12 protein-coding genes are annotated in these 13,234 nt (G+C 54.8%); 5 read left to right on the top strand and 7 right to left on the bottom strand.

All coding sequences use genetic code 11. The features are described from left to right. Positions 1–141 precede the first annotated feature (141 nt). Entirely contained in the window at positions 142–195 is a 54-nt protein-coding gene (gene mgtL / locus WC1_RS25095) for a mgtA regulatory leader peptide MgtL (RefSeq protein ID WP_191229402.1), read from the bottom strand. Between the two features lie 191 nt (positions 196–386). Here mgtL and treR point away from each other — a divergent pair, with 191 nt between their 5' ends. The 5 genes from treR to nrdG all read left to right on the top strand — a co-directional run bounded on the left by treR (position 387) and on the right by nrdG (position 7,729). Continuing rightward, the gene (gene treR, locus WC1_RS21245; protein ID WP_003025788.1) at positions 387–1,334 is read left to right on the top strand and encodes a trehalose operon repressor TreR; all 948 of its coding nucleotides are present in this window, start codon (positions 387–389) and stop codon (positions 1,332–1,334) included. 156 nt (positions 1,335–1,490) lie between these two features. Continuing rightward, positions 1,491–2,909 (top strand): PTS trehalose transporter subunit IIBC, encoded by a 1,419-nt coding sequence (gene treB / locus WC1_RS21250; protein ID WP_003839598.1) that lies wholly within the window; start codon positions 1,491–1,493, stop codon positions 2,907–2,909. A gap of 49 nt (positions 2,910–2,958) precedes the next feature. Further along, the gene (gene treC / locus WC1_RS21255) at positions 2,959–4,611 is read left to right on the top strand and encodes an alpha,alpha-phosphotrehalase (protein ID WP_016149475.1); all 1,653 of its coding nucleotides are present in this window, start codon (positions 2,959–2,961) and stop codon (positions 4,609–4,611) included. A gap of 408 nt (positions 4,612–5,019) precedes the next feature. Further along, positions 5,020–7,158, top strand: coding sequence for an anaerobic ribonucleoside-triphosphate reductase (gene nrdD / locus WC1_RS21260; protein ID WP_003844922.1), 2,139 nt, complete (start codon positions 5,020–5,022; stop codon positions 7,156–7,158). 106 nt (positions 7,159–7,264) lie between these two features. Further along, positions 7,265–7,729 carry an anaerobic ribonucleoside-triphosphate reductase-activating protein gene (nrdG, locus tag WC1_RS21265; protein WP_016149474.1) on the top strand — a complete coding sequence of 155 codons (465 nt, stop codon included), beginning with the start codon at positions 7,265–7,267 and terminating at the stop codon, positions 7,727–7,729. Between the two features lie 3 nt (positions 7,730–7,732). Here the strand turns inward: nrdG and WC1_RS21270 are convergent, their stop codons facing one another. The 6 genes from WC1_RS21270 to WC1_RS21295 form a co-directional block, all read right to left on the bottom strand. Next, a complete protein-coding gene (locus WC1_RS21270; protein WP_016149473.1) occupies positions 7,733–8,017 on the bottom strand; it encodes a type II toxin-antitoxin system RelE family toxin in 285 nt (94 codons plus the stop codon). Next, entirely contained in the window at positions 8,007–8,249 is a 243-nt protein-coding gene (locus WC1_RS21275) for a type II toxin-antitoxin system RelB/DinJ family antitoxin (protein ID WP_016149472.1), read from the bottom strand. Before WC1_RS21275 ends, WC1_RS21270 begins: the two co-directional genes overlap by 11 nt. Positions 8,250–8,326: 77 nt before the next feature. After that, the gene (locus WC1_RS21280) at positions 8,327–10,240 is read right to left on the bottom strand and encodes a BglG family transcription antiterminator (RefSeq protein ID WP_003839574.1); all 1,914 of its coding nucleotides are present in this window, start codon (positions 10,238–10,240) and stop codon (positions 8,327–8,329) included. Positions 10,241–10,261: 21 nt separating this feature from the next. Further along, positions 10,262–11,002, bottom strand: coding sequence for a 2-dehydro-3-deoxy-phosphogluconate aldolase (locus tag WC1_RS21285; protein WP_003025772.1), 741 nt, complete (start codon positions 11,000–11,002; stop codon positions 10,262–10,264). After that, on the bottom strand, positions 10,999–12,117 hold the full coding sequence (locus WC1_RS21290) for a DgaE family pyridoxal phosphate-dependent ammonia lyase (RefSeq protein WP_003025770.1): 1,119 nt from the start codon (positions 12,115–12,117) through the stop codon (positions 10,999–11,001). Before WC1_RS21290 ends, WC1_RS21285 begins: the two co-directional genes overlap by 4 nt. Then, the gene (locus WC1_RS21295; protein ID WP_016149471.1) at positions 12,101–13,234 is read right to left on the bottom strand and encodes an amidohydrolase/deacetylase family metallohydrolase; all 1,134 of its coding nucleotides are present in this window, start codon (positions 13,232–13,234) and stop codon (positions 12,101–12,103) included. Before WC1_RS21295 ends, WC1_RS21290 begins: the two co-directional genes overlap by 17 nt.

Below are 13,234 nucleotides of genomic sequence, written 5' to 3'. Positions count from 1 at the left end.
CAGTCCCCCTGCGCCAGTCTTAACAGGCGCAGTAAATCCTTCAGGCGTGGCAAAGCCTTGCCTGATGGCAATCTCAAAATCGTAACAGGGACGTCAGAACGTCACTGTCTTACGCATCCGGTAAGACAGTGAAAGACAGGCTTACCGGAAAGGGTTGTTTCTCCGTCTCGGGAGAGGGGTGGGATCGGGATCCATATAGCCTCCGGTAAGTGAAAGATTTGCGCTGCGGATTATACGCAGAAAACCATAAGGTTTGTGGCAATTATGGCGGTATGATACAGCACGGAAACTAAACCAAATGTATACCAGACTTTGCCCATTGCACTGCGCTTGAGTAAAGTTATTCTCTATTTGGCATAACTTCACACGCAACATGGGAAAACAGGATGCAAAATCGGCTGACCATTAAAGACATCGCCCGCTTAAGCGGTGTGGGAAAATCAACCGTTTCCCGTGTGCTCAACAATGAAAGCGGCGTGAGTGAACGCACCCGCGAGCGCGTTGAAGCGGTGATGAATCAGCACGGTTTTTCCCCTTCTCGCTCCGCACGCGCCATGCGTGGGCAAAGCGACAAGGTAGTGGCGATTATCGTCACGCGTCTGGACTCACTTTCGGAAAATCTCGCCGTGCAGACCATGCTGCCCGCCTTTTATGAGCAGGGTTACGACCCGATCATGATGGAAAGCCAGTTCTCTCCTGAGCTGGTTGAAGAACATCTCGGCATGCTCCGACGCCGCAACATTGACGGCGTGGTGCTGTTTGGTTTTACCGGCATTACTGAATCCATGCTCACCACCTGGCAGGATTCGCTGGTGCTGCTGGCACGCGATGCCAAAGGCTTTGCCTCGGTCTGCTATGACGATGAGGGTGCCATTCGCACCCTGATGCAGCGTTTATATGAACGCGAGCATCGCCATATTAGCTTTCTTGGCGTTCCTCATAGCGACGTGACCACCGGTAAGCGCCGCCATGAAGCTTATCTGGCATTCTGTAAGAAACACAAACTGCATCCGGTTGCCGCGCTGCCGGGTCTGGCCATGAAGCAGGGCTATGAGCAGGCCGCCAGTGTCATCACCCCGGAAACCACCGCACTAGTCTGCGCGACGGACACCCTCGCCCTTGGGGTCAGCAAATACCTGCAGGAGCAGCGAATTGAGAACCTGCAGTTGGCGAGCGTGGGCAGCACGCCGCTGATGAAATTCCTCCATCCGGAAATTATCACCGTCGACCCAGGATACGCCGAAGCCGGGCGACAAGCGGCCTCGCAGCTGATCGAGCAGATCAACGGCCGCAGTGAACCACGACAAATCGTTATTCCTTCCACCCTCTCCTGACCGCTTTCTGAGCGTTAATTTGTGATCTTCGCTGCGTTTCGGGAACGTTCCCATTTTTAAATATTCATCGACGATATACTCTGGCGCCAACAACGCGAGAGTTGCCGGATGGCGACCTAACGCGTCTTATCCGGCCTACGGGGAACACACGTCATCATGAGCAAAATAAAACAAGCAGACATCGACCGGCTGATTGAGCTGGTAGGCGGGCGCGACAATATCGCCACGGTAAGTCACTGCATTACTCGCCTGCGTTTTGTGCTGAATCAGCCTGCGAACGCCAGGCCGAAAGAGATCGAACAGTTGCCGATGGTCAAAGGCTGCTTCACCAACGCCGGGCAATTTCAGGTGGTGATTGGCACCGAGGTAGGTGATTACTACAAAGCGCTGCTGGCGACGACCGGACAAGCCAGCGCCGACAAAGAGCAGGCGAAAAAAGCGGCGCGGCAGAATATGAAATGGCATGAACAGCTGATTTCTCATTTTGCGGAGATCTTCTTCCCGCTGCTGCCCGCGCTGATTAGCGGCGGCTTGATCTTAGGTTTCCGTAACGTGATCGGCGATCTGCCGATGAGCAATGGCCAGACGCTGGCGCAGATGCATCCTTCGCTGAAAACCCTTTACGACTTCCTGTGGCTGATTGGCGAGGCGATCTTCTTCTATTTGCCGGTCGGAATCTGCTGGTCGGCGGTGAAGAAAATGGGCGGTACGCCGATCCTCGGTATTGTGCTGGGCGTAACCCTGGTTTCACCGCAGTTAATGAACGCTTATTTGCTCGGTCAGCAGGTACCGGAAGTGTGGAACTTCGGCCTGTTCAGCATTGAGAAAGTAGGCTACCAGGCGCAGGTCATTCCGGCATTGTTGGCCGGGCTGGCGCTCGGGTTTATTGAAACACGCATGAAGCGCATCGTGCCGGATTACCTGTATCTGGTGATCGTCCCGGTGTGTTCGCTGATCCTTGCGGTATTCCTTGCGCATGCCTTTATCGGTCCGTTTGGCCGCATGATCGGCGACGGTGTCGCGTTTGCGGTCCGCCATCTGCTGACCGGCAGTTTTGCTCCGATTGGCGCGGCCCTGTTCGGCTTCCTGTACGCCCCGCTGGTGATCACCGGTGTGCATCAGACCACGCTGGCTATCGACATGCAGATGATTCAGAGCATGGGCGGCACGCCGGTATGGCCACTGATCGCACTGTCGAATATCGCTCAGGCTTCTGCGGTGGTCGGGATCATTATCTCCAGTCGCAAGCACAACGAACGTGAAATCTCCGTTCCTGCCGCGATCTCTGCTTATCTTGGAGTAACTGAACCAGCAATGTACGGGATCAACCTGAAATACCGCTTCCCGATGCTGTGCGCGATGATCGGCTCCGGTCTCGCCGGACTGCTGTGCGGCCTGAACGGTGTGCTGGCAAACGGGATTGGCGTCGGCGGTTTGCCGGGCATCCTCTCCATCCAGCCGACTTATTGGCAGGTATTTGGTATGGCGATGGTCATTGCGATTGTTATCCCAATGATACTGACCTCATTTGTTTACCAGCGTAAATACCGTCTGGGCACATTACAAATTATCTAACTTTTCTTCGGGGCGCAGTTGCGCCCCAGCGTATTTCCAGGAAACAACCATGAATATTCCCCACTGGTGGCAAAACGGCGTTATCTATCAGGTTTACCCCAAGAGTTTTCAGGACACTACCGGCAGCGGCACCGGCGATTTACGCGGCGTGACGCAGCGTCTCGACTATCTGCAAAAACTGGGCGTTGATGCCATCTGGCTGACGCCGTTCTATATTTCGCCGCAGGTTGATAACGGCTACGACGTCGCGGATTACCTGTCTGTCGATCCGGCCTACGGTACGCTGGAAGATTTTGACGAACTGGTGGCGCAGGCGAAAGCGCGCGGCATCCGTATTATTCTCGATATGGTGTTTAACCACACCTCAACCCAGCACGCCTGGTTTCGTGAAGCGCTGGATAAAGACAGCCCGTATCGTCAGTTTTATCTCTGGCGCGACGGCACGCCAGACAGCCCGCCGAATAACTGGCGTTCCAAATTTGGCGGTAACGCCTGGGGCTGGCACGCCGAAAGCGAGCAGTACTATCTGCACCTCTTTGCTCCGGAGCAGGCCGATCTGAACTGGGAAAATCCGGCGGTACGCGCCGAGCTAAAAAAAGTCTGTGAGTTCTGGGCCGATCGCGGCGTGGACGGATTACGCCTCGACGTGGTGAATCTTATCTCTAAAGATCAGGACTTCCCGCACGATCCCGACGGCGATGGGCGGCGTTTTTATACCGACGGCCCGCGCGCGCATGCGTTTTTACGCGAGATGAACCGCGACGTCTTCACGCCACGCGGCCTGATGACGGTGGGCGAGATGTCTTCCACCACACTGGAAAATTGCCAGCAGTACGCCGCGCTCGATGGCAGCGAACTGTCGATGACCTTTAACTTTCACCACCTGAAAGTGGATTACCCCAACGGTGAGAAGTGGACGTTAGCCAAACCCGATTATGTCGCGCTGAAAACCCTGTTCCGTCACTGGCAGCAAGGCATGCACAATCAGGCCTGGAACGCGCTGTTCTGGTGTAACCACGATCAGCCGCGCATCGTGTCGCGTTTTGGCGATGAAGGTAAATACCGCATTCCGTCGGCCAAAATGCTGGCGATGGTGCTGCATGGCATGCAGGGCACGCCCTATATCTACCAGGGTGAAGAGATCGGCATGACCAACCCGCACTTCAGCCAGATTACCGATTATCGCGATGTGGAAAGCCATAACATGTTTGCCGAACTGAACGGTCAGGGGCGGGATGCCGACGAACTGCTGGCGATCCTCGCCAGTAAATCCCGCGATAACAGCCGCACGCCGATGCAGTGGGATGCCAGCCAACACGCGGGCTTTACCGAGGGCGAGCCATGGATCAATCTGTGTGACAACGCGGCGGAGATCAACGTGGTTGCAGCACTGAACGATACCGACTCGGTGTTCTACACCTATCAGAAACTGATCGCATTGCGCAAAGCGGAGCCAGTTATTACCTGGGGCAACTATCAGGATCTGTTACCGGACAGCCCACATCTGTGGTGTTACCAACGCGAGTGGCAAGGGCAGCGGCTGCTGGTCATTGCTAATCTGAGCGATACCTTCCAGAACTGGCAGCCAGTCCAGGCCGATGGAAACTGGCAGGTGCTGATGCACAACTATGCCGAGGTCGCCAGCCAACCTGGGGACATGACACTGCGTCCTTTTGAGGCCGTCTGGTGGGTACAAAAATAGCTTGCAATTGGCGTCAGGCCCGGTTCGTGTAGTATTGCCGGGCTTCACTGCTGACACTGCATTTACCTTCCTGTTTTTGTTGAATAATTAATCAGAATTTTCTGCCCATAATTTACAATCGCTGTACTGCCCGTCATCTGTACGCTCCGATTTTTACTTTGCGCTACATCAAATAAACCGTAAACATCCTTGATGCAAATCACTACATATAGAACTTAAAATGCACGCCGACCCAATATGTTGTATTAATCGACTACAATTGCTACAACTACAGTGCACCGCTTTACGGTGAAATTGTGGATAAAGTGGGTCAGGATTGCGGGAAGTCATTGGCAATAGAGATGAATAAAGCCATGGCCGCTTCCCCAACCTCTGTGGATAACCTGTTCTTATAAATATGGAGTGATCATGACACCGCATGTGATGAAACGAGATGGCTGTAAAGTGCCGTTTAAATCAGAGCGCATCAAAGAAGCCATTCTGCGTGCAGCTAAAGCAGCGGGAGTCGATGACGCAGATTACTGTGCCACCGTCGCAGAAGTCGTTAGTAGCCAGATGAATGAGCGCAGCCAGGTCGATATCAACGAGATCCAGACAGCGGTAGAAAACCAGCTGATGTCTGGTCCGTACAAACAACTCGCCCGTGCGTACATCGAATATCGCCACGACCGTGATATACAGCGTGAAAAGCGTGGCCGTCTGAACCAGGAAATTCGTGGTCTGGTTGAGCAAACCAACTCTGCTCTGCTGAACGAAAACGCCAACAAAGACAGCAAAGTGATCCCGACCCAGCGTGACCTGCTGGCCGGTATCGTCGCCAAACACTATGCGCGTCAGCACCTGCTGCCGCGTGATGTCGTCCAGGCGCACGAGCGTGGTGATATTCACTATCACGATCTCGACTACTCTCCGTTCTTCCCAATGTTTAACTGCATGCTGATCGACCTGAAAGGCATGCTGACGCAGGGCTTTAAGATGGGTAACGCGGAGATTGAGCCGCCAAAATCCATCTCCACCGCTACGGCCGTCACCGCGCAAATTATCGCGCAGGTTGCCAGCCATATTTATGGCGGTACCACCATTAACCGTATTGACGAAGTTCTCGCACCATTCGTGACCGAGAGCTTTAACAAGCATCGCAAAACCGCTGAAGAGTGGCAGATCCCGGATGCCGACGGTTATGCGCATTCCCGTACCGAGAAAGAGTGCTACGACGCATTCCAGTCCCTCGAGTATGAAGTGAATACCCTGCATACCGCTAACGGCCAGACGCCGTTCGTCACCTTCGGTTTTGGCCTGGGAACCAGTTGGGAATCGCGTTTGATCCAGCAGTCCATTCTGCGTAACCGCATTGCGGGTCTCGGTAAAAATCGTAAAACCGCCGTGTTCCCGAAACTGGTGTTCGCCATTCGCGACGGCCTGAACCACAAGTTTGGCGATCCGAACTACGACATCAAACAGCTGGCGTTGGAGTGCGCAAGCAAGCGTATGTATCCGGACATCCTGAACTACGATCAGGTAGTGAAAGTGACCGGTTCGTTCAAAACGCCGATGGGCTGTCGCAGCTTCCTCGGCGTGTGGGAAAACGAGAACGGCGAACAGATTCACGACGGGCGTAACAACCTCGGCGTTATCAGCCTCAACCTGCCGCGTATCGCGCTGGAAGCCCACGGCGATGAAGCCACCTTCTGGAAACTGCTCGACGATCGACTGGTGCTGGCACGTAAAGCGCTGATGACCCGCATTGCGCGTCTGGAAGGCGTGAAAGCCCGCGTGGCGCCAATCCTGTATATGGAAGGTGCCTGCGGCGTGCGTCTGAAAGCGGACGATGACGTGTCAGAAATATTTAAAAATGGCCGCGCGTCTATCTCGCTGGGTTACATCGGCATTCACGAAACCATTAACGCGCTGTTTGGTGACAAACATCTGTACGACAGCGAGCAGCTTCGCGCCAAAGCTATCGCCATTGTCGAACGCCTGCGTCAGGCAGTCGATCAGTGGAAAGACGAGACCGGCTACGGCTTCAGCCTGTACAGCACGCCAAGCGAAAACCTGTGCGATCGTTTCTGTCGTCTGGATACCGCCGAGTTTGGTGTGGTGCCAGGCGTGACCGATAAAGGTTACTACACCAACAGCTTCCACCTCGACGTGGAGAAAAAGGTTAACCCGTACGACAAGATCGATTTCGAAGCGCCATACCCGCCGCTGGCGAGTGGAGGCTTCATTTGCTACGGCGAATACCCGAATATTCAGCACAACCTGAAAGCACTGGAAGACGTCTGGGATTACAGCTATCAGCACGTGCCGTATTACGGGACCAACACGCCAATTGATGAATGCTACGAGTGCGGCTTTACCGGTGAGTTCGAGTGCACCAGCAAAGGCTTTACCTGCCCGAAATGTGGTAACCACGACGCCGCGCGCGTGTCGGTCACCCGCCGCGTCTGCGGTTATTTAGGCAGCCCGGACGCCCGTCCGTTTAACGCCGGTAAGCAGGAAGAAGTGAAACGCCGCGTTAAGCATTTGGGTAACGGGCAGATAGGTTAATCCGCTGTTACGTTAATGCCCGGTGGCGCTGCGCTTACCGGGCCTACGGACCGCACTCTTATTGTAGGCCGGGTAAGCGCAGCGCCACCCGGCATGGTTACAAGCTATGAACTTTCACCAATATTATCCCGTCGACATCGTTAACGGCCCCGGCACCCGCTGCACGCTGTTTGTGTCCGGGTGCGTGCATGAATGCCCCGGCTGCTATAACAAAAGCACCTGGCGGCTCAATTCCGGCGAGCCATTTACCAAAGAGATGGAAGACAAGATCATTGCCGATCTGAACGATACGCGAATCAAGCGTCAGGGGATCTCGCTCTCCGGTGGCGATCCGCTGCATCCGCAAAACGTGCCGGATATCCTGAAACTGGTGCAGCGCGTTCGCGCTGAGTGCCCCGGCAAAGATATCTGGGTGTGGACCGGCTACAAGCTCGATGAACTCAACGCCGCGCAAATGCAGGTGGTCGATCTCATCAACGTACTGGTCGATGGCAAATACGTGCAGGATCTTAAAGACCCGGCGCTAATCTGGCGCGGCAGCAGCAACCAGGTCGTACATCATTTGCGTTGATCGCTAAAGCCGTTTGTTTGCATCGAGATAAACGGCCGAATGTTCTCGCTTGCCGACCGCGACAACAAACACGATCACAACCTCATCCCGAACCTGGTACACCAGACGATAGCCGGACGATTTAAGCTTAATTTTATAGCAATCTGGAAGACCGTTTAAACGGGCAGAGTCAATTCTGGGGTTCAACAACACGTCGGCCAACTTCTTCTTAAACTGAGCCTTCACCGTATCACCCAGTTTATGCCACTCTTTTAAGGCTCTCGGGTCGAATTCCAATTCATAAGTCATCCAGACTAACCTTGATTCCTTTTTGCGGGCTGGCCAGCCTCTCCCGGACTGTCTGAATCAGTGCATCTTCGCTGTCGCTAACGGTGACGGTTTTCACTGGCATGCGCCCCGTTTCCGCGACGTACTGAAACAGTAATCGCACAGCTTCCGTTGGAGTAATGTTCAGTTTTTCCAGCACGGCATAAGCCTCATTTTTGAGTTTGTCATCCAGACGGACGTTCAGCGTGGCCATTATGCCTCCAATAAAATTGAATGTGTAATGCAGTTTAGCATTACATACGCATTACATCGAATTCTGGATAACGCCTCTCAAAAACGACTGACACACTCCATGGCGACCGTTTTGAACTCGGTGAAATTCCGGCATGCGCAGAGCCGCGTCATGGCGCGTTCACGCAGGAAGGTGACGAAAATATCGTAGATCGCCATCGCTTCTTCGTACTCGCTTTTACTGATGGCGAGCAGGAAGATCACGTGCGCGGTTTCATCGCCCCAGGCGATACCCTGCGGGGCGAGTATGGTGTAGACCACTGTTTTCTTGGCCAGCAGACCGAGGGCGTGCGGCAAGGCAATGCTGTCACCCAGCATGGTGCTGACGATGGCCTCACGCTCAACCACTGAATCAAGGAACTCTGCGTCGACAAAACCTTCATCCTGCAACTGACGGCATAAGGTTTTGAACAACGTTTGTTGATCCATTGGCTCGTCAATTACACGAAAATGGGCGGCATCGAAGAATTTGTTCAACATCCACGGGCGGGTTCTGTCCACCAGCACCAGTTTGCCAATTTGCTCGAGTTGATAATCGGTCGGAAACGGCGCAATCATCGCTACGGGCTTATCTTTTTCACCGATCCGCGCGGTAGAGATAACAAAATCTTCGCTAATGCTTTCCCGCTGTTCGTAGTCACGCAGCGTCACGGTATCGACGATCTCTATCTGCGGATACTTACGCGCCAGCACCGCTTCAATCATCCGCGCCATCGCATTTCCGGCATCGCATACCAGCAGAACCTTCGGCTGTCTCTGGTAACCGATGTTGTAACTACGCTCCAGCCCGACGCCAATATGCAGCACGAGGAAGCCGATCTCATTTTCACTGATGGTGTACGGCGTATATTTTCCCCATCCCGAGACGGCGGCCAGCGTCATGTCCCACGCCATGGGATAGTGCTGTTTAATATTTTCCAGCAGCGGATTGGGGATCATTATCTGGTAACGCACGCGGGTGATCATCGTCTTAATATGCGTCAGCAGGTCAGCATGTAACTGTTTGTCATTCAACAGGTTGTAGTTGTACTGGGTGTTGATAAAACGCAGGATGTAATTGACCAACGCTTCGTCATCATCCGCATTGATAGCACTGGGCGCGATCTCTTGTACCTGGCGGGCAGCAATATGCACCTGTAGCCAGTTTTCTTCGGAAACGGAAAGCGGTTTGTCTGCCAGGCGGTGCAGTACCGCCGCGATTTCCCGCGTGGCCAGGCACACCGATTGATCGGCCTCTTCTGCGGCAAAATCCGGGAGTGGATACCCTTCGCTAATCCGCCGTACCGCCACCGCGCAGTACAAGCGTAAAAACAGCTCGCCCTCATCGGTCAGACGAATATGAAAACGAGCGAAAATATCCTGTAAAACGGGCTGTAGCTGCTCAGGGATCCCGGCATTAAGCGCCTCCTGCATCACTAATGGGTGCTGCGGATCCTGCTGTGCCAGCGTCCACAGCAGATCGGTCAAACAGGCGCGAATCGCCATTTCGCTGCCGAACAGTTTCATGCCGTGACGGGGACGCGTTTCCAGCGTCAGATGATAACGTTGCAGATGCTCGCGCACCTCAGCCATATCGTTTTGCAGCGTCGCGCGGCTGATAAACCATTCATCAGCCAAATCTTCCAGCTTTAGCGAGAAAGCCGACGTCAGAAAACGCACCACCAGCCAGTGTATCCGTTCCTGGCTGGTTCGAGGGATGCGTAGCAACGCGTTGGGCTGCTGCGTTTGCAGGGTGTTATAACTTGCCGGGTCGTCAATTTTGAGCTGATAACCGTTACCCCGGCTGAGGACAAACTGTGCGCCGTACTGGGTGAGCAGTGCGTTTAGCGCAGTGATATCCGCCCGTACGGTGCGTGTGGAAACCGACAACCGCTGCGCCAGCTCGTCCTGTGGAAGCGCTTCGTTTTGCAACATGTCAAACAGCTGTGCTAAACGTTGGTTGGGGAATCGCACGTCAGTTTCCTCATCAGTCAGTTAGCCTACGCAGGCCCGGGTCATCGCCATCAGCTGGCGTACGTCATCCGGACGAGTGTTACCACTCACCTTATCAATAATCGAACTATAGATGTGAGGAATGATTTTACTCACTCCGGCATCGAGGGCAATCTGCAGGATTTCAGTGAAATTATCCAGGTCGATACCGCCGGTTGGCTCCAGCCAGAAGTCATGACGGGCGCAGGCCTGCGCTACGGCAATGTACTCTTCACGGCATTTCAGGCCGCCCATCGGGAAGTATTTAATCGAGCTACCGCCCATATCTTTGAGCAGCGCAATCGCGGTTTCTACCGGCACAATACCGTCCGGCGTCTGGCTGCTCAGCGGACCTGTGGAGATTTTCACCCTGCCCGGCATGCCGGTTGGCGAGACCAGACCGTTGACTACTGTATCCTGCTGGCCCAGCAGCGCGCGACTGGTGGCCACGCCGGTAAAGACCTGATTAACATGCTGCGGCTGTACCTGACGGGAAATTTCACTGACCATCGCCGACTGGTTTGGGTCGCCTGCCCCCAATCCCACGGAGAGCGCATTGTCGATAAGCGCTGCGTATTCACGCATATCCGCTACTGCGCTTGCGACATCCGGGTAATTTTTTGACAACACACCAACCAGCACGTGTCCTTCCGCCGCCGCGTAAATATCCCGCGCATTTTCTTTGGAGCCTGCCAGCACGTTCAGGCAGACGCGGTCGCGATAAAAGTTAGGGGTCAGTTTCATACTTCTTTCTCCTGCGAAATCACTTCACCAATTCGACGGGCCACAATCTCCAGCTGCGCACGATCGACGCTGCGCACATCGGCTTCGATAATGCCTTCGTTAGCTTTGTAACCACGGAAGTAAATCGCGTACTCGCCTTGTTTCAGGGCTTCAACCAGTTCGCCCGTGGCGATCCCGGTTACCGCTTCATCAAACTTAATTTCCGTGCGTGCGATGTCGCGCCCTGCGCTATCCCACACCACGCGGGCGCTCACGCCGTTAAGCTGGTTCAACGCATTAATGAACGGCGTCATTTTCTCGACCATCTCCGCGCCACTCTCTTTCTGCGCGTTCAGATACAGTTCGATGGCGCAGGTTAGGCCAAGAATTCCCTCTTTCCCCACCTTCATCGCCCGGCCAATTCCCGCCGTCTGGCGTTTCACCCACTCAACGTACTGGGTTTTACCTATCACCAGACCGCTGGTTGGTCCTTCAATCGCCTTCGCGCCACTATAAATAACCAGATCTGCGCCAACCCGGTAGTAGCATTGCAAATCTTCTTCCGCCGCCGCGTCCACGATCAGCGGCAGGTTATGCGTACGCGCCACCACCGCAGCCTGCTCCACGCTGAGCATACTTTTCTGGACGCAGTGGTGAGATTTGATATACAGAATGGCCGCCGTACGCGGTGTAATGGCCGCAGCCAGCTGCGCCGCGGAACATTCGTTGGCATAACCAGCCTCCACTAACTTACCGCCGCCAAGCGCCACCATGGTACCCACCGGAGCACCAAAGTTGACGTTGTGGCCTCTGGGCAGCACGATTTCGTTGTTCTCGATGGGCGTGACGTGCAGGTTCTCCAGCAGCCAGTCGCTGTCTTTAACCAATACGCCAGCCACCGACAGGGCGATCCCCGCCGAGGCGCAAGAGACAACGGTTGCCCCTTCCACTTCCAGCAATTTCGCGATGTAGTCGCCGGTTTTATTGACCAGATCTTTCATCTCGAAATAGTGGTTCATCCCCGCCATCGCCGCTTCAACCACTTCTGGTCGCGGCGTGGAAACGCCAAGCGCCGTCATGCGGCCGGAGGTATTAATCACCTGTTTTAAATCGTATTTCTCAAAAATCGAAGGCATGTTCCGCGCTCCCTTGTTCGGTCATATAGCCCTTGCCCGCACGTATTGCGGCAAGCGGCACCAGCAGTTGTTCAGCCTGCAGGCTGTCGTTTTCTGCATCTACCAGCACGGTTGGCTGGCGCTTAAGCGTAAAGAGGGTTAAATCAGCATCCAGACCGACCTGCAGTCGCCCCTTCTGTTTCAGGCGCAGGCCGTCGGCAGCATTGGCGGTAACGCACTCAATGACCTGCGGAAGCGACATCCCAATGGCGAGAAATTTCGACATCACATTCGCCAGAGAATGCACCGGGCCGCTGATACGGTTGCGACAGTAAATATCGGAACTGATGGTGTGTGGCAAAATCCCCAGTTCAATAGCGCGTTTTGCCACCGCAAAGCTCAGGCTGGCGGTGCCATGCCCAACGTCGAGACGCACGCCGCGTGAAATCGCCCGCGTCACTGACGCCCGCAGCTCGCCTTGCGGCGTCAGAATGCGGTTCGGCTTACCGTTGTAGCAGTGGGTAATGATGTCACCCGCGCTCAGGCGCTCGGCGATCTCATCCAGGTCCGGCGGGTTGTTGCCGATGTGCACCATCAGCGGCAGGTCGCCGTTCTCTTTTTGCATCGCTTTGGCGCGATCCAGCGGCGTGATGCCATTTTCACCGACTACGCTGCTGCTCATACGTGCCTTCAGACCGACGATAAAATCAGGGTGGCGTTTCACCGCCTCTCGCACCGCATCAGCGTCAATATTGGCCATGTTGGCCAGCTCGTTCTGGGCGATAAGCCCAACGCGGGAGATATTCAGCAACGCATACACCTCGGTGGCAGCTTCCCGGGTCAGGGTGTAAAAATCGTCGATGTCATCCGCCCCGGTACTGCCCGCATCCACCACGGTAGTGACGCCGGTCGCAATACCGACGCTATCCGGCTGGTCGTGGTAAATCGGGGATTTCGGGTAGCAATGAACGTGGGAGTCAATCCAGCCTGCGCTGACGTAGCACTCGCCGCCCAGCTCAATGGTTTTCAGCGCCGGGCCATCAACGTCGCCCAACGCCGCGATCTTGCCGTCTTTGAGCGCAATATCGCTCACCGTATCGTCAACGAGGCGCGCACGGCGCAGGAGTAAATCAAACAT

Origin of the sequence: Citrobacter sp. KTE30 (genome assembly GCF_000398825.1) — a bacterium.
Lineage (GTDB): Bacteria > Pseudomonadota > Gammaproteobacteria > Enterobacterales > Enterobacteriaceae > Citrobacter > Citrobacter freundii.
This window is presented reverse-complemented; position numbering and strand designations above follow the sequence as displayed.

What these genes read in the sequence shown, in the direction of transcription:
- treR (WP_003025788.1), top strand. Translation starts at nt 387, where the DNA reads ATGCAAAATCGGCTGACCATTAAAGACATCGCCCGCTTAAGCGGTGTG.
- treB (WP_003839598.1), top strand. Translation starts at nt 1,491, where the DNA reads ATGAGCAAAATAAAACAAGCAGACATCGACCGGCTGATTGAGCTGGTA.
- treC (WP_016149475.1), top strand. Translation starts at nt 2,959, where the DNA reads ATGAATATTCCCCACTGGTGGCAAAACGGCGTTATCTATCAGGTTTAC.
- nrdD (WP_003844922.1), top strand. Translation starts at nt 5,020, where the DNA reads ATGACACCGCATGTGATGAAACGAGATGGCTGTAAAGTGCCGTTTAAA.
- nrdG (WP_016149474.1), top strand. Translation starts at nt 7,265, where the DNA reads ATGAACTTTCACCAATATTATCCCGTCGACATCGTTAACGGCCCCGGC.
- WC1_RS21270 (WP_016149473.1), bottom strand. Translation starts at nt 8,017, where the DNA reads ATGACTTATGAATTGGAATTCGACCCGAGAGCCTTAAAAGAGTGGCAT.
- WC1_RS21275 (WP_016149472.1), bottom strand. Translation starts at nt 8,249, where the DNA reads ATGGCCACGCTGAACGTCCGTCTGGATGACAAACTCAAAAATGAGGCT.
- WC1_RS21285 (WP_003025772.1), bottom strand. Translation starts at nt 11,002, where the DNA reads ATGAAACTGACCCCTAACTTTTATCGCGACCGCGTCTGCCTGAACGTG.
- WC1_RS21290 (WP_003025770.1), bottom strand. Translation starts at nt 12,117, where the DNA reads ATGCCTTCGATTTTTGAGAAATACGATTTAAAACAGGTGATTAATACC.
- WC1_RS21295 (WP_016149471.1), bottom strand. Translation starts at nt 13,234, where the DNA reads ATGTTTGATTTACTCCTGCGCCGTGCGCGCCTCGTTGACGATACGGTG.